Genomic DNA, 19554 nt, shown 5'->3' with positions numbered 1-19554 from the left:
CATGAGGGCGCCCCTTATTGCCATTTCAGCGGCTCGGCAAACCGTCGATACCGCCTTCGGCCCGATGCCTTCAACAGTCCAGAACATGGCCTACGCCAACGGCGTCCTTGCCGCGGGCGGCCGTCCTGCCATTCTTCCGTCAACGGCAACAATCCCCGATGCGGCCCTTGAAGGGTTCGACGGGCTCATCCTCACCGGCGGCGGCGACATCAGCCCCCGACTGTATGGCGAGGACCCGATCGACACGGTCTATGACGTCTGCGATATCCGGGACGATTTCGAGATCGAGCTTTACAACGAGGCCATGCTTCGTGGCATACCGGTCCTGGCGACCTGCCGGGGAATGCAGCTTGTCAACGTCATTCGCGGCGGAACCCTGGTCCAGGAAGTAAGCCCGGACCGAGGGCACTGGCAGGACAACCCTTCGCACCAACCGTGGCACAGGGTGCAGCTGGAACCTGATTCCGAACTTGCCCGGATCGCTAAAGGCCTGAGCATCCCGGTGAACAGCTACCACCACCAGGGCCTGGGAAGGCTCGGGAAAGCCCTTCGCATTGTGGGACGGGAAGGCGATGTTATTGAGGCAATCGAAGCCGATGATGCCAGCCTGATCGGGGTGCAGTGGCATCCCGAACACATGGTCGATTATGACGAAGCCCAGAAGGCTCTCTTCGTGGATCTCGTGGAGAAGGCCGCGGCACACGCACAGTCAGAGCAACTACTTCAGGAGCAATTCTCATGAGCACAGAAACCGAGCGCGGGCTCAGCCACAACAAGTCAGACTTTGACTTCCACGGACGGGCACTCGACAACATTTTCGACGACTACCAGGACATGCTCGCCAACGGTCCTGTCGGTCACAGCGACAAGTATGGGGGCTTTTGGTACATCACCAAGAGCGAAGACATCTTCAATGCAGAGCAGGATCCTGACACTTTCGCTGTCGGTCCCTCCATGCTCCTCCCTGCCTTCGGCACCGATGTCCCCCTTATCCCGATTGACATCGATCCGCCGACCCACGCTGACTTCCGCAAGATCCTGCTGCCGATGTTCACTCCCATGAATGTTTCCAAGCTGGGCCCGGGAATGCGGGAGACCGCCCGGCAGCTCTGCCAGGAGGTCCTCGCGGCGGGCGACGTCGTTGATGTCTCGGCGAAGCTTGCCCGCCCGATGCCGACAATCATCTTTAGCCGCCTGGCCGGATATCCGGAGCAGGACTGGCCGATTTTCGACCGGTGGATCGATGAGATCATCTATGAGCGCACGGCCCATCCTGAAACGGCCTACGCGGCCGGACGCGAGCTCAACGATTACTTCGACCGCCTTCTCGACGAACGGGAAAAGGCCGGACCGGAAGCAGAGGCCAGCAACGATCTGATCACCCAGCTTCTGAAAGCGGAGGTGAAGGGACGGAAGCTCACGCGTGAAGAACTGCTGTCGTACTGCTACCTGCTCTTCCTGGCCGGGCTGGATACGACCGCCTGGGCAATCCGGTCCGCCCTTTGGTACCTTGCCGGCAACCCGCACGCCCAGCAGCAGTTGCGTGAAGACCCGGACCTGATCCCCACAGCTGCCGAGGAGTTCCTGCGGACGCTTTCTCCGGTCCAGGCCATGGCCCGCACAGCAAAAGCAGACACAGTTGTCCGTGGCCAGGAGATCAAGGCCGGGGAACGCGTCGTGCTCGTCTTCGGCGCGGGCAACCGGGACCCGGAGGTCTACGAAGAACCCAATGAAATCAAGATTGACCGTGAAGACAACCGCCATCTGGCCTTCGGCGGCGGTATCCACCGGTGCCTTGGATCGAACCTTGGCCGCGCCGAGATGGTTATTGCCATGGAGGAATTCCTGAAGGCTGTCCCTCACTTTGAACGGGCGAATGACGACGAGCCGTGGCACGGCGTCGGCCCGCTTACCCTCAAGATTGGAGCTTGATCACTATGGGAGAACTTTGGGTCGATGGAGGGCGTTGCCAGGGCCACGCCCGGTGCTGGGCGCTGGCACCCGAAACCTTCGAGATCGACGAGGAAGGCTATGCGCACGTCATTCCTGGCCGCGAAAACAGCGGCGACGAGCCGAACGTCCGCAAGGCCATCCGGAACTGCCCTGAACGGGCAATCCTTGAACGGGAATCGACCGAGGCCGGCGAAAAAGCCGCAGAGGTTTCGGCGTCGTGACACATCTGCCAGACCGGGTCGCGATTATTGGCGCTTCGGTTGCATCGGCGATGCTGATTGAACGCAGCCGTGAGCTTGGGTTTGCAGGCGAATTTATCGTCATAGATTCCGACCCGAATGCGCCTTACGACCGGCCCCCGCTGTCCAAGCAGTTTCTTTTAGGCACTGGTTCCGTCGAACCGGCCGAGTGGTGGCCGGAGGCTACGCCGATCCTCAACGCAAAGGCGATCGGGCTGCTCCCTGACAAGCGGACTGTTCTGCTGGACAAGCTCGGAGAAGTGGCGGCTGACGCGGTCGTCATCGCATCCGGAGCCGGTTCCATCAGACTGCCAAAAGAGCCGGCAGGCGTTCTCAGCCTGAGAACCGCCGAGGATGCCCTCGCCCTGCGCAATGCCGTGGATGCAGGGGCTGCCAGTGCGATCATCATCGGCGCCGGAACCATTGGTGCGGAGCTCGCCTCCACACTGGCCCAGCGTGGGCTTGCGGTCACCGTAGTGGATCTGGCTCCGCAACCAATGCAGCGCTTCTTTTCAGGACATCTGGGGGAAGAAGCAAAGGCATGGATGCACTCGGCCGGTGTTGTAACCCACTTTGGAGTTGCTGTGGAGTCCATTCAGAAAACCGATGCCGCATGGACAGTCCAGGTCAGCGGCCTGGACCTGCACGCCGACCTTGTTATCAGCGCTGTCGGCGCCCGGCCCAATACTGAATGGCTGACCTACAGCGACCTCGACATTTCCAACGGAGTCCGTTGCACTGCCGACGGGAAGGCGCTGCTGACCAGCGGTGAAATCGCTGACGGGATCTTCGCTATCGGAGACGTTTCGGCACGGCAGGCCGAGGACGGAACGTTTCGGCGGTTCGAGAGTTGGACTCAGGCGCAACGGCACGGTGCAGCCCTGGCTGAATACTTCGCCGGCTTCGAATCCATGGAACTGGAACAGGCTCCGTACGGATGGACGGAGCAGTTTGGTCGAAAGGTCCAGGTACACGGGATGCTTCCGCCGGAAGGCGAACTTGTGCAGGTCTACGCTGCCGAGGAACGCAACGCCGCCTTGTACCGGATCGGATCCGCGGAGGAGGAGGCGGCCTGGATTGGCGTCAACGCGCCAAGGCAGTTCAGTCGGGCCTCCATGGGCATGAGCCTCCTAAGCTGAAAAGATGAATACCCCTGCTGAGCCCGCGGCGCCGCAACCGAACGAGGTCCTGCCGGCTGACTATCGCCAAAAACTCCAAATAGCAGAGCTCCGGGCAGATACCCTGTCTGAGCTCACGCAGCTCATGATGGAAGGACCCGATCCGCTCGCGCTTGCTCAAAGGGCAGTGGACCTGGTTGCCAGGGCAACAAACTCAGCAGGGGTTTTCGTCTACCTGTGGGATGAACAGGAACAAGTTCTTGTTATGCGTGCAGGTACCGCTGGAGTGCAGAGCCAGCAAGTTGGAAGGGTCACCCTTCGCCTCGGCGAGGGGGTAACCGGCTGGGTGGGGCTTACCCGGCAGTCAGTTGTCCTTAACAAAAACATTCAGCAGGATCCGCGGTTCGTCAGCATCAGCGAACTGCAGGAAGAAGATTTCAACTCGATGCTGGTAGTCCCGATCGTGGCTCCGACCGGGACGCTCCTGGGTGTATTCAGCCTCTGGTCGTATGTCGAGGAAACCTTCACGTGGGAGTCAAAGCTGATTGCCGACGAGGTGGGCATGCTGCTTGCCAGCGGCCTGCTGCAGGCTGAGACTGTTGATGACTTGCGGCGTCAGTCTGCAGCAGCACATTTCCTTGTAGATTTCCCGATCAACTCCGCCACTTCGGTTCTGCAATGCGCTCAAGTGGCCGCCCAGTCGATCCTCAAGCACATGAGCTCCGACGGTTGCGTCATCGAATATTTCGGTCGTGGTCCAGCCACATCCCCGCCCACTGCCATCGCAATGGACAAGGGCGAGCGAAGCGGAACAGTGGTTCGAACCACTCACTCACGAACAGCAACCTCCGAATTTATCGAATCCAACTTCGCCGGACATGAGCGGATATCTGTTTCCTTCGGCCTGACGAGCACCCGGGGCATCGTCACCTGCTACCGTCCACGCCGCTATTCCGCCAGGGAACTTGACCGACTCAGCGCCATTTGCTCCCAACTGGCCGCCCTGTTTGAAGCAGTAGAACTGGAATCGGTAGGTTCCTCCCATGCTTCACGCCTGCTTCGAAGCGTCGGCACGAGCACATTCGCCCGCATTCTGGAGGAGTCAGGCTGGTCAAAGGGCCGCACACTGCCTGTCCTGGTACGGGTGAAACGGCTGAAATTCGACTCGGATGCGGTGTCCAGGCGCATTGCCCCCTACCTGCAGGAACTGGCCGGCCCACGGTCCCTCGTCTTCACGGAGGGACCCCTCAGCCTGCTCTTTATTGATACCCCCTCCGGTACGGGAGAGGAGATCAAGGCGAAGCTGGAGACAACTCTTTCTGAGCTCGACGAACACCGCGGCGTCTCAGCCTTCGCCGGCCTCGGTCCGGTGGCCCGCGATGTCGCTTCCCTGCAGCCTGCGCTTTCCGACGCCGAGACCGCACTGGCATGGACAGAACTGGTTGCCAGGACGTCCGGGAGACGGGTCACCTCTTTCAGCGAAATAGAACATCTGCAGGACGTGCCGCTCGTAGGGGAAGGGATGTCTGCGGAGATCAAGGACGTGCTCGCTGAACTCAGGTCCCTCATGCGCTACGACGCAGAAAATGGAACCCAGTTGGCCGAAACAGTTGCCATGCTGCTATCCAACAAGGGATCCATTGCGGACACGGTCTCCAAGTTGCACATCCACCGCAACACGCTCCGGCAACGCCTCCAGCGCGTAGAGCAGCTCATCGGTCATTCCTTCGAAGAATCCGGAGACTGGCTACCCACAGGCATTGCCGCACGGTTGGCGGTGCGGGAAGGCCAGCGCGCGGTTCTTCAGTGACGGCAACGGCCGCCCAAACTAAATTCCTGTTCAAGGACCGTCCCATGGTGTGAATAGTGTCGACCCCAGCCATCCGAAGCGCCAATGCCTCAGCTCTGCAAGCACACACATTCGGATCTCCATGTGCAAATGGCACTGCGGTCGCGGCGATGCCGTTCGCTACCTTGAAGTATTGGAAACTCCGATCGCCCGATAAGGAATTCGAGCATGACCTACCAGCCAGATCTTTCCCGAGGCGCCGGCACTTTGCAGGCCCTCGTCATACAGCCGGATCCCTATTGCCCGATCGACCGTCTCGGCCTGTGGCTGCACGATGAGGGTATAACCACCAGAATTGTCCAGCCATTTAATGACGACGTGATCCCGGAAATACTTCGGGAGGACGCCCTGGTGGTCCTGGGCGGTGACATGAGCTCGCTGGACGACCATGTCTATCACTGGCTTGCCCACATCCGCAGCCTTATGGCAGCTGCTGCCAGCCACAGGAAGCCCACACTTGGGATATGCCTCGGAGCTCAGCTGATGGCACAGACTTTCGGCGGTACGGTGACCAGGGGCGACCAGGGCCTCGAGGCGGGAGTCGTAGAGGTAGCATTACGGTCCGAGGCGGCCGGGGATCCCCTGATGGCCGGGTTACCGGGCCCTTTCTGCGCCGGGGCCATGCATGGGGACATGATCGACCACCTGCCACCTTCGGCGGTCTGGCTCGGGATGACCGCCCAATATCCGCATCAGGCTTTCCGGGTAGGCGAAATGTCGTGGGGAGTTCAGTTTCACCCTGAGCTGTCGCCGGCGGTCTACCGCCAGTGGCTATCCCTGGTCGACGAGAATGACGCGGTTGCCATGGAGCGGGCAGGGCATGGTATGCAGGCGTTCGAGAATCAAGACCAGATTGTGAGGGAGCATACTGAGGCAATGGCACGACGCTTCGCCCACCTGGTCCGAACGACCGCAACAGTGGCTTCCCAGTAGACCAAGTGGTGTGGCGGCGCTGCCGTTGCGGCTTGGACGTGTCCTGGACATCCGGCGCCGCGCCTCCTGCCCCCGGCACCAGTCATTCCAAGGGGGCGGGAACATGCCATATCCGTCGTGATCGGATGCGCCAGGTATGTGGCCCTTCGCAGATGAGCGTGGTTAGTGCTGGCTGAGACTGTCCCCGCCGGGCATTGGATGTTGTCGGTGCGGCGTGGTGCGGTGGGAATAAGGTCAGGGCCTCTTTGAATTGGTTGCGGCCAAGCAAACCAACACCCAAAAGAGACCCTGACATGAATAACTCTATGTCTTGTTCCGGTGGCCGCTGGTGCACGCGCGCCGGATGCGCTGCTCGGTGTCGAGGGCCTCCACATCAACTCCGTCACAGCAACCGCCAACGGCCTGGTTCTGCACGTCGAAACCGGTGAAACCCTCAGTGGCTGTCCGGGCTGCGGCGTCGTCGCGGTCGGGCACGGCCGCCGGCCGGTTCGTCTCCATGACACCCCGTGTTTCGGTCGTCCGGTGCGGCTGCTGTGGGCCAATCGCGTCTGGCGCTGCCCCGACCCGGACTGTCCGGGGGAACACCTTCACCGAGGAACACCCGTTGGCCGGGCCGCGGGCGAAACTCACCGCCCGGGCAGTGGCATGGGCGACCGACGCGCTGCAGCGTTTCGACACTTCCGTTTCAGCCCTGGCCCATCAGCTCGGCTTTTCCTGGCACACCGTCTGGGACGCCATCAAGGCAGAGGCCACCAGGCGCATCGGCATCACGGAACGGCTGGCCGGCGTGAACGCGCTCGGCGTCGACGAGCATGTCTGGTCACACACGGGCCCGCCGGGATCCGGCATGGTCACCGGGATCGTGGACCACACACGGGACGCCCGCGGCATAGTTCACGCCCGGTTGCTGAACCTCGTTCCAGGACGGTCCGGGAAGGCCTACGCCGACTGGCTCAAAGAGCGCGGTGCCGCCTTCACCACCGGCATCAAGACAGCGGCCCTGGATCCGTTCCGTGGCTACGCGAACGCAATCCGCGATGAATTGCCAGAAGCCATCACCGTCCTGGACGCGTTCCACGTCGTAAAACTCGGATCGGCCATGGTCGATGAGGTCCGCCGCCGCGTCCAGCAGGACACCCTCGGACACCGCGGCCGCAAGGGCGATCCGCTCTACGGCATCCGCCGGGCGCTGCAAGTCGGCGCCGAACACCTCACCGACAAACAAACCGCCCGGCTCGACGCGAAGCTCACCCTCGGGGACCCGCACCACGAGGTCACCCTGGCCTGGCAGTGCTACCAGAAGCTCCGCAACATCTACCACGCCAGACCCGAGCGAGGCAGGGAACTAATCAACGAAGTGATCGCTTCGTTCCCGTCCTGCCCGATCCCGGAAATCTCACGACTGGGCCGGACGCTCAAACAATGGAAGGCAGCGATCCTGGCCTACTTCGACACCAACGGCGCCTCCAATGGACCCACCGAAGCGATAAATGGCGTCATCGAAACCACCCGCAGAATCGCCCGTGGCTTCCGCAACTTCACTAACTACAGACTTAGATGCCTACTCGCCGCCGGCGGCCACCGCCCCTACCGGATCAAACAAACGAACCATGCCTAAACGCGAAGGGCCAGGTATGTTGAAGCGCCTACGTATCTTGAGCTCCTTGCAACAAACAAACGCACCCGTGTCTTCAGGTGTTTCCCAGCACCGGCCCCAAGCGGTGTCGAACAGGTTCCCTCAAAGACGACGTCACGGTACTTTCACGAAGGATGGTGCTCTCATGGTCAGCGGAGCCAGGGTCTCTCCGGCTGAGTAGCTGTCTGCGAAGACAGCCGCTCCTGCGCTGGTCAACGCTACCTGGACATTCGCCCACATGGTTACGCCGTCTTCCACCGACACCGCCGGCAAACGGAGATCGGCGAGCTGCACCGTCTCGTTTCCTTGCTCGATGGACAGGCATGCCCCGTCCGGCCCGACTTCTATTTTTGGGTTGCAAATTGCGACCGACATAAGCCCATGGTGGGCGAGGAAGCGCGCCTCCCCACCGAACTGGAGCACAAAGTGGTCACCGGCAGACTGGTCCAGGCTCTTGAACGGGAAATAGAACTGCCGGGTATTGGTCACGGCAGCACCGTCACGCAAGAGTATGCGTCCGTCATACATGGACTGCACGTAGCGGACAAAGCTGTCTTTGACCGCCCATGCCATGCCGAGATCTGCTCTTTCAACAGTGAGTTCGGACATCAGGGTTCCTTTGTCGTTGCCAGGTTGCACAGGGCCGGTGGCGCTCCCCGCTCTCTGACACACCAGGTAGGGGAGGGGCTTGCGGCTGTTCATCTTCGACCATTTTCGTGGCGGTTCAGGTGATCGACATGTACTGCGGGCACATCATTCGCGCGGACCGTGTGCCTGGCGCCCATCGGAAAGGACGGTCGTTGAGGTTACGAGCCTGCTGGGGGAGCGCTGATGGGCGCGGCCCGTCAGGCCGGGTCTGAATTAGAGTGCCATATTCAGTCGTTCAGACGCGATGCACTCGTAGACGAGCCCGGGAGGAATCCGGTGGCAGAGCTCCAGGGTGTAGGACCAGGGGCCGTGCCAGGTGACAAGAACACCTGACGCTTCACTGTTGTCCCGTTGGGAACGCAGCCTGGTGATTGCTGCTGACAATTCATTATCACTGTGAAACCGTTCCCGATGCTGTACGTATCCAGCCGCCTTGGACTGCCCGCCCCTCATGATGCAGCCTCCCGCTGGAAGTCAGGGCAACGGCTGAACCTCTCGGTTTCCCACTTGTAGTCGACCCACACGTTGAAACCGTCTGCCCGGTGAAATAGCCGGCGGGGCTCAGCGCCGTCACTGTCGAGCCACAGGATTTGATCATCGTCGGTGACTGCATCGACAACTCCGCGCCGGATCTCCTCATCCTGAAGTTTAACAATGACCGGCTGGCCAATCAGCGGCTGCCACTTGGGTTGCAGGTGAAATGCCATTCGATGCTTTCCCTTCCTGTGAAGCGGGCCGTGTCTGCCTTCTATCGGGCAGACACGGCCGATGCCTTAAACCGTTACCAGGTCCTGCCAGTCGGCGAGGTCATGCCCGTGGGCATCGCTGACAGACTTGTGGGTGACCTTGCCTGCCGCCACGTTCAGACCGCCGGCGAGAGCGGGGAGCCGGTCGAAAGCACCCTTGACGCCGTAGTTGGCCAAAGCCACCGCGTAGCGGAGCGTGACGTTGGTCAGGGCGTAGGTGGAGGTGTTCGGGACAGCGCCGGGCATGTTGGCCACGCAGTAGAAGATCGTCTCGTGGACCTTGTACGTGGGTTCCTGGTGCGTGGTGGGGTGGGTATCTTCAAAGCAGCCGCCCTGGTCCACGGCGATGTCAACGAGCACCGAGCCGGGCTTCATCCGGGCCACGAGGTCGTTGGTGACGAGCTTGGGTGCCTTGGCGCCCGGGATCAGGACGGAGCCGATGACGAGATCAGCATCGATAACGGACTTTTCGATCTCGTATGAGTTGGACGCTACGGTCTTCAGGCGGCCCTGGTACTGGGCGTCCAGCTCGCGCAGCCGGTTGATGTTGATGTCCAGGATGGTGACGTCGGCGCCGAGGCCGAGCGCCATGGCCGCGGCGTTGGTGCCGGCGACGCCTGCACCGAGGACGACAACCTTGGCGGGACGGACGCCCGGAACGCCGCCGAGCAGCACACCCTTGCCCCCTGCCGGCGCCATGAGCGAGGTCGCACCGACCTGGACGGAGAGCCGGCCGGCCACTTCGGACATCGGGGCGAGCAGCGGCAGTGCCCGGCCTTCCTGAACGGTCTCGTACGCGATGGCGGTGACACCGGATTCGACAAGCGCCTGGGTCAGTGCGGGTTCCGCTGCAAGGTGCAGGTAGGTGAAAAGTAGCAGGCCCTCACGGAAGTGCCGGTATTCGGATGCCACGGGTTCCTTGACCTTCATCACCATGTCGGCCCGCGCCCAGGCCTCCTCTGCGGTCTCGACGATCTCGGCTCCGGCAAGGGCGTACTCCTGATCGCTGATGCCGGAACCGGCGCCGGCGCCGGTTTCCACGAGCACGTCGTGGCCGTTTGCTTTGAATTCGTGGACGCCGGCGGCAGTGATCGCGGCGCGGAACTCGTTGTTCTTGATTTCCTTGGGGACGGAGATGATCATGACTCATGCTTTCTGAGGGGATTGATGCTTGTGGGCAAAAGAATGACAGAAAATGCGGAAACGTGAGCCCTGCTCGCAGGATCTGCGGCAGAATGGAAGCAGCTCATTAATTCCTGCATTGTGAGGAGCGTTACAGGGTGTCGGACTCGCAGAAACTGCAACAGGTGCCATTGGACGAAGTGGACCACAAGCTTCTTGGCCTGCTGTCCAATAATTCAAGGCGTACCAATCAGTCGTTGTCGGAGGCCCTCGGACTTGCGCCGTCAACCTGTCTTGCCCGCCTCAAGGCGCTCAAAGAGTCGGGGGTAATCAAGCGCTTCACCGTCGAAGTCGCACCCGAAGCAATGGGCCTGCCCCTCCAGGCCCTGGTCAGCGTGCGGCTTAGGCCTGGGGCCCGGCACCTGATGAATGCCTTCGGAAATGAGTTGCGGGACCTGCCCGAGATCAAGCAATTCTTCGTTCTTGGCGGTGCAGATGATTTCCTGATCCACATCACGGCCAGGAATACCGAGCACATCCGTCAATTCGTACTGGACCATCTGTCATCGAATCCTGCCGTCGCAGGCACCCAGACCAACCTCGTGTTCGAGCATGGCCACGGAACCGCCTTCGGACTCTAGGGATCTGGGACAAATGCCGCCGATGGCCCAAGCCAAAGGGCATCCCCGTTTTTCCCGACATCTGCGGCAGGCCCTGGTCGGCGAAACAGCAGGGACGCTGACTCCTTCCAGTCCATGTATTGCACTAGTGGGGGGCGGCCCCACCTGCTGCAATGGCAATACGAGACGCGAAAGAGTCGCTCATCAGGGAAAGGAGTCGAAGTGTCATCCTCAGATGCACATAACCCCGACTTTCAGAAAATCTTCGAAAGTCTGCCGAACCAATACATCATCGTCACCCCCGACAGAACGATCGTCGCTGCCACTGACTCGTTCCTTGCATCTACGGGAAAGAGCCGCGAGGGAATCGTCGGCATGGACATCCTCGAGGCTTTTCCGGACAACCCGGACAACCCTGACGCCAAGGGAACAGAGATTCTGCGCAGCTCCATCGAGCGTGTTGTCGAAACCGGCAAGATCGATATTCTTCCGCCTGTTCGCTATGACATCGAGAACTCAGACGGGATTTTCGAGCCCCGGTGGTTCCAGCCCCTGAACGCTCCGGCTTTCGACGATGACGGCAAGCTCGTCTATGTCCTGCACGGGGCGGAAGACATCACGGCTCAAATGACGAGCAAGAGCTGAACCCCGGCCGCCACCGACCCGATAAAGGACTGAAATTATGGACGACGTCAAAGCAACCCTCATTGGAGGACCGACCCTGCTCCTCGAGATCGCCGGCTACCGGATGATCACTGACCCCACCTTCGATTCCCCCCAGGTCTACCACCACCCAATCGCCGGACCCGTCATCAAGAAGCTCGCCCCCAGCGCCACCCCCGAGGAGCTTGGCCACGTTGACCTGGCACTCGCCTCCCACGAGCACATCGACAACCTGGACGTGGCCGGCCGGGGTTTTCTGACGATGGTGCCGCTTGCCCTCACCACGACGGAGGCTGCGAAGAACTTCGGCCCCAACGTCCGCGGGACCAGCGACTACGAGACTCATACCGTTACGCTTCCCGATGGCAGGCAGATGAAAATCACGGCAGTGCCGGCGCATCATGGCCCGGAGGGCGTGTGGGACGCACTCGGGCCCGTTATTGGCTTTGTCCTCGAAGCAGAGGGCATGCCGACGATTTACATCAGCGGTGATAACTCCGAGCTGGATATCGTGCGCGAAATTGCGGATCGTTTTCCAGCCATTGATATCGCTGTGCTCTTCGTCGGCGGCGCAAAATTCGATGTGATCGCAGATGGCGCGTACATCACCCTCAGCAATGACCGGGCCCTGGAGGCGGCCAAGATCATGGGTGTCAAGAAGGTCGTTCCAGTGCACGAGGATTCGTGGGAACATTTCAGCCAGAATGCGGACCAGATCAGCAAGCTTTTCGCCGATGCCGGGCTCAGCGAACTCCTCATCGCCTTGAAACCGGGGGAGTCTGCAGACATCCGGCTCTAGCAAACGGACCGCAGAATCGAAGGTTGGACGGTTATCGGCCAACCTTCGATTCTTGCTTAAAGGCAGAACCGGTGAAGGCCTGCGACGGACAGGCGGGCATCAACTTATGTGCGTGGCGCACACACAGCACCTCGAAGGGTCGGGAAGAATGGTGGCAGCACAACTCACGGATCGCTTGGAGCTCAGGGACGATGACGACCATTGCGGAGCAGTTCACCCGGGAACAAGACGACCTGGCGAAAACAGCAGGGCGCCCGAGTGCCGATTATTGGTCGATATCACAAGGGCTGCGGCTGCTGGGTGACCGCTGGTCCCTATTGATCGTGCGCGAACTCCTCTGCGGTGAAATGGGGTTCAACGATATGTCCCGGGCCCTGCCTGACCTTTCGCGGACACTGCTTTCCCAGCGGCTCAAGCGCCTGGTCCAGCTGGAGCTTGTCGTTCGCAACGATGAAACCGGCCCCCGCGGCTCACGACGCTACAGACTGACGCCGGTCGGCTACGCGCTGCGGCAGACCTTGGAGTCGCTGGGCCTCTGGGCGAGTCATTGGCATGCGCCCTTTGAGAATGACCTGCGGACAGGGCTTGGCACGCTGCTCGAACACATGGGCCGCAGCCTTGTGACAGATTCCCTGCCCAGGAAGTCGATTGTCCTGGGGTTCGAGTTCGACAACGTCAGGGGAGCTCCCCTTCATGGCTGGATCTGCACAGAGAACAGCAAGACAACCGCGAGCATCGGCCGCGCAGAACGTGTCCCGGATCTTCAGGTTCATGTCGCCCCGCGGGTGCTCTACGACCTCTGGTGGGGTCTGCGCCGCTGTGAGGAGGCGCGGCAGCTGGGCTCCATCGGGTTTGTTGGCCCGCAAGAGTGGGCTGCGGACTTCTCCGGCTGGTTCGCCCCTCGGGCAGCTTCCTAACGGTCAGCGCCCACCATACGGTGCCCCGCGGTTGACAGGCCCGCCGTTTCCCGGCTTCCTGCTATACAGGTACGTTGCACTGGGTCCTGTTTCTGGATGCCATGCAGGGATATGAAACAGGGTCTACACCCCTTAGCCGGGGGAGAGTAGGGTCAAGTAAACAGAGGTGCCGTCGCCCAAGCGTGTCTAAGAGACCACGTTGTGCCGGCGCTGCTTTCTTGGAGGAACCAGGATGGCTGGATGGAATGCTGACACGGCTGCCGGCCCAGTAGGGGCAGGGACCGTCACCCTGGTCGAGGAAACCTCGTTCTGCATTTCTTTGCCCAATGGCGACATTCATCCCGAGCACCCGCATGGCCTGTTCGTGCAGGACACCCGATTCCTGTCCCGCTGGAACCTGACAGTCAACAGTCATCCGCTTGAGTCCCTCGCTGCCGAGACGCGCGAGCCGTTCCGGGCCCTGTTTGCAGGTCGCGTTCCCCGTTCCGACGGATATGCCGACAGCCCGCTGATCGTGGAGCGCCTGCGGGAAGTCGGCGCGGGTATTCAGGAGCGACTTACCGTCCGCAATTATTCAACCAAACCCGTCGAATGCGCGATTTCCCTCGAGGTTGAAGCTGACTTCGCGGACCTTTTTGAAGTGAAGGAAGCCCGGATCCAGCGTGCGTGGGACGCAACCCGGTACGTGGATGGGGACCAGCTGACCATTTCCGGTGTCTGGCAAGGCATGCGAAAACGGGTCGTCATTCAGGCTCCGGGAGCAGAGGTGAAGCCGGAGGGGGTCACCTTTCTGGTATCTGTCCCACCGCAAGGGGACTGGAGCGCTGTCGTCAGTGCCCGGGTTGAGGTTGAAGGCTCTGGCCGGAGCGCCACCCTTGTCCACCCTGAGGGGGAGGAGTTGTCCCCCAGTGACCGGCGCCGCAAGGAATGGGTTGCCAGGATTCCCGTCGTTCGCATGGGTAACCGATCCATTGAGCGTACGTTACGGCGGAGCTACGACGACTTGGGTGCCCTCCGGATCGAGGATCCGGATCATCCCGAACGCGTTGTGGTGGCGGCAGGTGCGCCGTGGTTCATGACGCTCTTTGGCCGGGATTCCCTGTGGGCCTCGGAAATGGCGTTACCGGTGGATCCCTCACTGGCTTTGGGGACGCTGCAGACGCTGGCGGACCGGCAAGGAACCATCGTGGACCCGCTGACCGAGGAGGAGCCCGGCAAGATCCTGCACGAAGTAAGGCTTAGCCTCAATGCCGGTTTGGCCCTTGGAGGCAACTCAGCCTACTACGGGAGCGTCGACGCGACTCCGTTATTTGTGGATGTGCTCGGAGCCGTCAGCCGGTGGGGATTCGGAGCAGATATTATCGCCGGTTTGCTGCCCCACGCGGACCGCGCCCTGGAATGGATACGTCACTACGGGGACAAGGACGGCGACGGTTTCGTCGAATATGAACGGCTCAACGACCAGGGCCTGATAAACCAAGGCTGGAAAGACTCCTGGGACGGCATCAATTTTGCCGATGGAACACTTGCGGAGCCCCCGATCGCGCTCTGTGAAGTCCAGGCCTATGTCTATGCTGCGTATACCGCGCGTGCCTGGATGGCATACGACGCGGGCGACACGGCACGGGGAGATGATCTCGCCGATCGGGCGGCGGAACTGAAGCGGAGATTTAACGAGCAGTTCTGGATGCCGGACCGGGGGTACTATGCAATCGCACTCGACGGCAGGAAGCGACAGGTGGACGCGTGTGCTTCCAACATGGGCCACTGTCTGGTCTACGGACTCGTAGACGAGGACAAGGCTCCGCAGGTTGCCGAGCGGCTTATGTCTCCGGAGATGTTCAGCGGCTGGGGTATACGGACCTTGGCCAGCAACATGGGCGCATATAACCCGGCCAGCTATCACAACGGCTCGGTATGGCCCCACGACAATGCAATCATCGCTGCCGGTCTGTTGCGATACGGCTTCGTGGCGGAAGCACAGCGCATTACCACTGCGATATTGGAAGCCGCCGAATTCTCGGGCGGGCGCTTGCCCGAGCTCTTCTGCGGCTTCAGCCGTGATCAGTTCGCCGAACCCGTACCCTATCCAACGGCGTGTTCGCCCCAGGCTTGGGCAGCAACGGCCCCGATCCTCCTGGTGACGAACCTGATGCGGTACGACGTTCATGTCTCCCGTCGGGGACTGTGGATGGATCCTGTGCTTCCGGAAGCCTATGGTGATCTGCACATCACCAACGCACCTGTGGGTGGCGGCCGGATCACCATCGACATCGATAGGTCCGGCCCCTCTATTCAGGGCCTGCCTGAGTGGATGGAATTTCGACGCGGACATCGGCCATGGATTACGGAACTGGTCGAACAGGCAGACCGCCGACGACGGAAGTAGGCAGCCTGACTGTCGTCGACACCCTCGATGTTACAGCGCCGCCATCCCCTCTGGGACGAAGCCGGCGAACAGTTAGATGATGACTTCTGGCACGCCTCCCGTTAGGCGCGGCGACTTGCCCAACGGGAGACGTGGCATGATGAGCGCTATCTTCAGCGCTCATCGTGCCCGCACTTCACATGGCGCCTACGCGCCCGCTCAGTGCTCCGGCCAGTAGTCGTAGACGTCACTGGTCCCACGCATGAATTCGATAAAGACGCAGTCCCTGTCCCCGACGGTCCATGCTTCATGCTCCGGCGGCAGCATCATAAGATCTCCGGCTGAGAATTCCTCCTCGGATCCGGTACGCTGGCGCACCCCCAAACTGCCTTCCAGGATGTAGGCGACATGCGGCATGGGACACATATCCGTGTCGAGAATTCCGGTCTTGACCGCATCCTCCGTCACTGATGCTCCCACCGGGAAACGGACGAGAAGGGCGCTGGCCCCGTCAAGGGTCACCATCCTTTTCGTGATCCGCCCGATAGTAATGAGTTCGTACTTGTCCTCGTCGACAAAATTGGCCTTCTGCATACGTGTGAGGTCTACAGCCATAGTTCTTCCTCTGCTCCTTCGTCGTGTAAAGCGTCCGCAGTGACGCCTTGTTTCAATTCAGCGACCTGCTCTCTCTACCGGACAAGTACGAAAGCTGTACTGACCCCCATACCGCAGGCACGCATAAACGGCGCTCAAATCTACCCACGTTGCGCACTATACCCCCGGGGGGTATAGTGGATGCGTTGTCAGTGACAAGGCATGTCCCGGCCGGTGCCAACACCCGCTTTCACGGCCCGTCAACCCCAGCGCCCATTGATGCTCCATCAAGGAATGGAAACTGACATGTTTGAATCTGGAAACCGCACTGAGCTTCCCCTCGCCTCGAGTGCGGGATGCAGTTGCTGCACAGCCAACGTCTTTTCGCAGCCCACCTCCTCCGCTGCTGAGCTCACTCTCGAGGGCCTAACCTGCCGGCATTGTGCCCAGACAGTCGAGAAGGCCGTCCTGGTCCTTGAGGGAGTGGATTCTGTGGCTATTGAGCTCGTTCCTGGTGGCCTTTCCCGCCTCCTGATGGGCGGCAAAGCCGCCGCGGCTGCTGTACGCCAAGCCGTCATTGCCGCCGGTTACGTGGTTAGCGGCTAGTAATTCCCTGGAACTTCACGCCGCAAAAACGGCCCAGAAGTTGGCGCCCCCTCCCGAAACAGGAGGCATCGAAGCGCGCCCGCGGGCGAATGAATCCCTCCACAACTGGCCAGCGGGGTCCACCCGAACCCCAGCAGGCCGCGCAACCCCAAAAAACACCCGACTCGGGTACCCCCTGAACTTTCTGCGGGCTCTGCTGCCCGCCAATTTGTAGAGGACATGCTATGACCGGAAAAACAGGACAGCGGCGCGGATTGGTGCCGTTGCTGGTGATCGCGACCGCACAGCTGATGCTGGTGCTCGACGACTCCATCGTGAACATCGCGTTGCCTAGCATCCAGCAGGAACTCGGGGTGAACGCCGTGCATCTGCCCTGGATTGTGAATGCTTATAACCTCACGTTCGGGGCTCTGCTGCTCCTGGGCGGTCGGCTTGGCGATCTCTACGGACGGCGGCATGCATTGCAGGCCGGTCTCGCCCTCTTCGTCATCGCATCGCTGGCCGGGGGTCTTGGCCCCAACAGCGAGACCCTCATCGCCGCCCGAGCGGTTCAGGGGCTGGGAGCAGCACTGGTTGCGCCCAACGCCCTGGCCCTCATTGCGACAACCTTCTCCGAACGCAAGACCCGTGATGCAGCCCTGTCGCTGTACGGCGCGATGTCCGCTCCGGAATTGTGGTGGGATTGCTTCTTGGTGGCGGCCTGACCGACACCCTCGGCTGGCGGTGGGTCTTTTTCATCAACGTACCCATCGGCATCCTCGTGCTCCTGGGCAGCCGGACCTTGGTGAGCGCAGGACGGCACGCCGGGAGTCTCGATGTCAGGGGCGCCGTATTGGGAACCAGCGGCATGGTCGCCCTGGTGTACGCAATTACCCGCTTTGGCGAGGAGGGTTTCGCTGACCCTCTGGGCCTTGGTCTGGTAGCCGCTGCAGCCCTGCTGCTGGCTGCCTTCATCGCCCTGCAATCCCGCAGCAGCACGCCGCTGGTCCCACTGGGGCTGTTCCGGGACCGTGGCCGCGCTGGCGCATACGCCTCCATGCTGCTGCTAGCCATTGGTCCCATGGGCAGCTTCTACGTGATCACCCTCTATCTCCAGCAGGTTCAGCATTACGGCCCTCTGCGGACCGGTGCCAGCTGGCTGCCGTTCGCGGCAGGGCTGGTGCTCGGGGCAGGGGCCGCGCCTAAGCTGCTGCTGAAGATGGCCACGCGCCTCATCGCAGCAGCGGGGGCACTGCTCAGTGCCGGGGCTGCCTTCTGGTTCTCCTTCATCCAGGTAAACACGAACTACTGGCTGCACCTGGCACCGGCCATGTTCATCCTCGCCCTTGGGTTCGGTCTCGGCATTATCGCCCTGACCCAGGCCGCCGTATATCACACGAAGGAAACCGAGGCCGGAATTGCCTCTGCGCTGCTGAACTCGGCCCAGCAAATCGGCGTTGCCCTCGGACTGGCCGTTTTGGCAGGCGTTGCTGCAACGGTCAGCAACAGCAGCCAGCATTCGGCCGTCACCGAGGCAGGCCAACTGGTCGCCGGATACGGCAGCGCACTTGCCGTCGCGGCTGGGCTGCTGGTGGCTGCAGGAATACTGGCTGCAGCTACCTTGCCTTCCCGAACCGCGGCACAGGCCAACGCCCCCGCTGCGGCCGGAATTCATTAGGCGGACCCGGACAGGGACTGTCTCCAGTGACGAGAAGGTACAGCATGCGCGCCCCTGTGCCTGGGCGCGCATGCTCGGCGACAGGTATCGTCCGCTCGAAAAGCGCAGCTAGAGCCTCGCCTAGATACCACCGGGTCACCGTTCAATAGCCGGCGGACCTCGCGAAACGCTTCGAAGCGGCGGTTGACCCGGGCTTCCCCGCCCCTGTGGGCAGTATTCCTGGCCGCTAACAACCCGGTGCTGCGCTTCAGGGGATCCTCCTCCGACTTTGTGTTCCGCCAGCCTAGCCCTGGTGTATCCCCATTCTGGAGGACATGCAACGGAATTTGTAGGTCTGCGGTACCCACGAGAACCCCAGAGCTGGTCGGACCGATCCTGGTTACCGTCCACCAATCAGCCAGAATTTCGATGTCAGCAGGGCGCGCACACATGGTCTTTACGCTTTCCTGCCACGCTTGCTGGTCCACCCATCGGTATGCTGAAAGGCGTCGATGACGTCCTGGTACGCCAGGTAAGTGACGTCCAAATCAATGTGATCATCATGGTCGGCCCGCAGGCGTTCCAGCCAGGCGGAGCCCGGCCGGGGGCATCCTGACCGTCTCAGATCGAGAGTCGTCACAGCCGAGTGACAGTCCCAAAACCAAGGAGAAGCATCCATGAACAAGAACGAGCTGGCCCAGTTGGGCCTCGACACGGATGGCCTTACGCCGGACGCCGACTACGTCCCGAACCCCTTCACCGCCGATGACGGTGTACACGTCGACCTCGTGTACCGCGCCTACCTGCAGCTCGAGCAGATCAACGCGCTGGGCGGCATCAACTTGCTCGGCGGCTCGCGCGAGCGGCTGGAGGAGATCTATGGCGGACTTGAGGATGGCATGGATCTGATGACGGCGGTGACGCGCTTTGGCGACGATGAGCAGCAGCATCGCGCCCAGCAGCTCATCGCGGCAGGGAAGATCAGCGGCTCCTGACAGGCCTCGACGGAACCCCGACAGCCCCGGCTGTCGGGGTTCTTTCTTTCGTCATGCAGACCGGACTGGCAAGAACCCTTGGATATGCCGAGGCCCGGCATGCGTCGCGCGG

Annotated in this window: 20 protein-coding genes and 1 pseudogene; 16 read left to right on the top strand and 5 right to left on the bottom strand. The window is 61.4% G+C overall.

Going from position 1 to position 19554, the window contains the following annotated elements:
- Position 1 precedes the first annotated feature (1 nt).
- From DFO47_RS04285 to DFO47_RS04260, 6 genes are all read left to right on the top strand, one after another.
- The gene (locus tag DFO47_RS04285) at positions 2-742 is read left to right on the top strand and encodes a gamma-glutamyl-gamma-aminobutyrate hydrolase family protein (protein ID WP_133830834.1); all 741 of its coding nucleotides are present in this window, start codon (positions 2-4) and stop codon (positions 740-742) included.
- On the top strand, positions 739-1932 hold the full coding sequence (locus tag DFO47_RS04280) for a cytochrome P450 (RefSeq protein WP_133830833.1): 1194 nt from the start codon (positions 739-741) through the stop codon (positions 1930-1932). The genes DFO47_RS04285 and DFO47_RS04280 overlap by 4 nt, the downstream gene beginning before the upstream one ends.
- A gap of 5 nt (positions 1933-1937) precedes the next feature.
- Positions 1938-2174 (top strand): ferredoxin, encoded by a 237-nt coding sequence (locus DFO47_RS04275; RefSeq protein ID WP_133830832.1) that lies wholly within the window; start codon positions 1938-1940, stop codon positions 2172-2174.
- Positions 2171-3331 (top strand): FAD-dependent oxidoreductase, encoded by a 1161-nt coding sequence (locus tag DFO47_RS04270; RefSeq protein ID WP_242703047.1) that lies wholly within the window; start codon positions 2171-2173, stop codon positions 3329-3331. The genes DFO47_RS04275 and DFO47_RS04270 overlap by 4 nt, the downstream gene beginning before the upstream one ends.
- A gap of 4 nt (positions 3332-3335) precedes the next feature.
- Positions 3336-5120: a GAF domain-containing protein gene (locus DFO47_RS04265; RefSeq protein ID WP_133830831.1), complete on the top strand. Its 1785-nt coding sequence runs from the start codon at positions 3336-3338 to the stop codon at positions 5118-5120.
- Positions 5121-5327: 207 nt separating this feature from the next.
- On the top strand, positions 5328-6092 hold the full coding sequence (locus DFO47_RS04260; protein WP_133830830.1) for a type 1 glutamine amidotransferase: 765 nt from the start codon (positions 5328-5330) through the stop codon (positions 6090-6092).
- A 303-nt stretch (positions 6093-6395) separates the two neighbouring features.
- Here the strand turns inward: DFO47_RS04260 and DFO47_RS21300 are convergent, their stop codons facing one another.
- On the bottom strand, positions 6396-6590 hold the full coding sequence (locus DFO47_RS21300) for a hypothetical protein (RefSeq protein WP_242703273.1): 195 nt from the start codon (positions 6588-6590) through the stop codon (positions 6396-6398).
- Between the two features lie 106 nt (positions 6591-6696).
- Here DFO47_RS21300 and DFO47_RS04255 point away from each other — a divergent pair, with 106 nt between their 5' ends.
- A complete protein-coding gene (locus DFO47_RS04255) occupies positions 6697-7710 on the top strand; it encodes an ISL3 family transposase (protein ID WP_347876397.1) in 1014 nt (337 codons plus the stop codon).
- Positions 7711-7842: 132 nt separating this feature from the next.
- Here the strand turns inward: DFO47_RS04255 and DFO47_RS04250 are convergent, their stop codons facing one another.
- The 3 genes from DFO47_RS04250 to ald form a co-directional block, all read right to left on the bottom strand.
- Positions 7843-8337, bottom strand: coding sequence for an HtaA domain-containing protein (locus DFO47_RS04250; RefSeq protein ID WP_243835347.1), 495 nt, complete (start codon positions 8335-8337; stop codon positions 7843-7845).
- 488 nt (positions 8338-8825) lie between these two features.
- The gene (locus DFO47_RS04245) at positions 8826-9083 is read right to left on the bottom strand and encodes a hypothetical protein (protein WP_133830829.1); all 258 of its coding nucleotides are present in this window, start codon (positions 9081-9083) and stop codon (positions 8826-8828) included.
- Between the two features lie 66 nt (positions 9084-9149).
- Complete coding sequence (gene ald / locus DFO47_RS04240; protein ID WP_133830828.1) at positions 9150-10265, bottom strand: alanine dehydrogenase; 1116 nt, start codon at positions 10263-10265, stop codon at positions 9150-9152.
- 137 nt (positions 10266-10402) lie between these two features.
- Here ald and DFO47_RS04235 point away from each other — a divergent pair, with 137 nt between their 5' ends.
- From DFO47_RS04235 to DFO47_RS04215, 5 genes are all read left to right on the top strand, one after another.
- The gene (locus tag DFO47_RS04235; protein ID WP_056387789.1) at positions 10403-10885 is read left to right on the top strand and encodes an Lrp/AsnC family transcriptional regulator; all 483 of its coding nucleotides are present in this window, start codon (positions 10403-10405) and stop codon (positions 10883-10885) included.
- A 201-nt stretch (positions 10886-11086) separates the two neighbouring features.
- Complete coding sequence (locus tag DFO47_RS04230; RefSeq protein ID WP_205679365.1) at positions 11087-11509, top strand: PAS domain S-box protein; 423 nt, start codon at positions 11087-11089, stop codon at positions 11507-11509.
- A gap of 37 nt (positions 11510-11546) precedes the next feature.
- Entirely contained in the window at positions 11547-12326 is a 780-nt protein-coding gene (locus DFO47_RS04225; protein WP_133830826.1) for an MBL fold metallo-hydrolase, read from the top strand.
- Positions 12327-12517: 191 nt separating this feature from the next.
- Entirely contained in the window at positions 12518-13243 is a 726-nt protein-coding gene (locus DFO47_RS04220) for a helix-turn-helix domain-containing protein (RefSeq protein WP_133830825.1), read from the top strand.
- A 232-nt stretch (positions 13244-13475) separates the two neighbouring features.
- On the top strand, positions 13476-15632 hold the full coding sequence (locus DFO47_RS04215) for a glycogen debranching N-terminal domain-containing protein (protein WP_133830824.1): 2157 nt from the start codon (positions 13476-13478) through the stop codon (positions 15630-15632).
- A gap of 198 nt (positions 15633-15830) precedes the next feature.
- Here DFO47_RS04215 and DFO47_RS04210 read toward each other — a convergent pair whose 3' ends face one another.
- Positions 15831-16226 (bottom strand): hypothetical protein, encoded by a 396-nt coding sequence (locus tag DFO47_RS04210; RefSeq protein ID WP_133830823.1) that lies wholly within the window; start codon positions 16224-16226, stop codon positions 15831-15833.
- Between the two features lie 201 nt (positions 16227-16427).
- Between DFO47_RS04210 and DFO47_RS21295 the strand changes: the two are divergent.
- From DFO47_RS21295 to DFO47_RS04195, 4 genes and pseudogenes are all read left to right on the top strand, one after another.
- A pseudogene (locus DFO47_RS21295) lies at positions 16428-16667 on the top strand (hypothetical protein); the annotation flags it as partial.
- Between the two features lie 368 nt (positions 16668-17035).
- A complete protein-coding gene (locus tag DFO47_RS21440; protein WP_279586692.1) occupies positions 17036-17515 on the top strand; it encodes an MFS transporter in 480 nt (159 codons plus the stop codon).
- Complete coding sequence (locus DFO47_RS04200; protein ID WP_279586691.1) at positions 17488-18468, top strand: MFS transporter; 981 nt, start codon at positions 17488-17490, stop codon at positions 18466-18468. The genes DFO47_RS21440 and DFO47_RS04200 overlap by 28 nt, the downstream gene beginning before the upstream one ends.
- 656 nt (positions 18469-19124) lie before the next feature.
- Positions 19125-19442 (top strand): hypothetical protein, encoded by a 318-nt coding sequence (locus DFO47_RS04195; protein ID WP_133830821.1) that lies wholly within the window; start codon positions 19125-19127, stop codon positions 19440-19442.
- Positions 19443-19554: the final 112 nt, after the last annotated feature.

Origin of the sequence: Arthrobacter sp. AG258 (assembly GCF_004364695.1) — a bacterium.
In the GTDB taxonomy this organism is placed as follows: domain Bacteria; phylum Actinomycetota; class Actinomycetes; order Actinomycetales; family Micrococcaceae; genus Arthrobacter.
Note: the sequence above shows the minus strand (reverse complement) of the source record. Positions and strands in the feature narration are given on the sequence as shown.

Coding starts and splice junctions, on each gene's coding strand:
- DFO47_RS04285 (WP_133830834.1), top strand. CDS start 2: ATGAGGGCGCCCCTTATTGCCATTTCAGCGGCTCGGCAAACCGTCGAT.
- DFO47_RS04280 (WP_133830833.1), top strand. CDS start 739: ATGAGCACAGAAACCGAGCGCGGGCTCAGCCACAACAAGTCAGACTTT.
- DFO47_RS04275 (WP_133830832.1), top strand. CDS start 1,938: ATGGGAGAACTTTGGGTCGATGGAGGGCGTTGCCAGGGCCACGCCCGG.
- DFO47_RS04265 (WP_133830831.1), top strand. CDS start 3,336: ATGAATACCCCTGCTGAGCCCGCGGCGCCGCAACCGAACGAGGTCCTG.
- DFO47_RS04260 (WP_133830830.1), top strand. CDS start 5,328: ATGACCTACCAGCCAGATCTTTCCCGAGGCGCCGGCACTTTGCAGGCC.
- DFO47_RS21300 (WP_242703273.1), bottom strand. CDS start 6,590: ATGGAGACGAACCGGCCGGCGGCCGTGCCCGACCGCGACGACGCCGCA.
- DFO47_RS04250 (WP_243835347.1), bottom strand. CDS start 8,337: ATGTCCGAACTCACTGTTGAAAGAGCAGATCTCGGCATGGCATGGGCG.
- DFO47_RS04245 (WP_133830829.1), bottom strand. CDS start 9,083: ATGGCATTTCACCTGCAACCCAAGTGGCAGCCGCTGATTGGCCAGCCG.
- ald (WP_133830828.1), bottom strand. CDS start 10,265: ATGATCATCTCCGTCCCCAAGGAAATCAAGAACAACGAGTTCCGCGCC.
- DFO47_RS04225 (WP_133830826.1), top strand. CDS start 11,547: ATGGACGACGTCAAAGCAACCCTCATTGGAGGACCGACCCTGCTCCTC.
- DFO47_RS04220 (WP_133830825.1), top strand. CDS start 12,518: ATGACGACCATTGCGGAGCAGTTCACCCGGGAACAAGACGACCTGGCG.
- DFO47_RS04215 (WP_133830824.1), top strand. CDS start 13,476: ATGGCTGGATGGAATGCTGACACGGCTGCCGGCCCAGTAGGGGCAGGG.
- DFO47_RS04210 (WP_133830823.1), bottom strand. CDS start 16,226: ATGGCTGTAGACCTCACACGTATGCAGAAGGCCAATTTTGTCGACGAG.
- DFO47_RS21440 (WP_279586692.1), top strand. CDS start 17,036: ATGACCGGAAAAACAGGACAGCGGCGCGGATTGGTGCCGTTGCTGGTG.
- DFO47_RS04195 (WP_133830821.1), top strand. CDS start 19,125: ATGAACAAGAACGAGCTGGCCCAGTTGGGCCTCGACACGGATGGCCTT.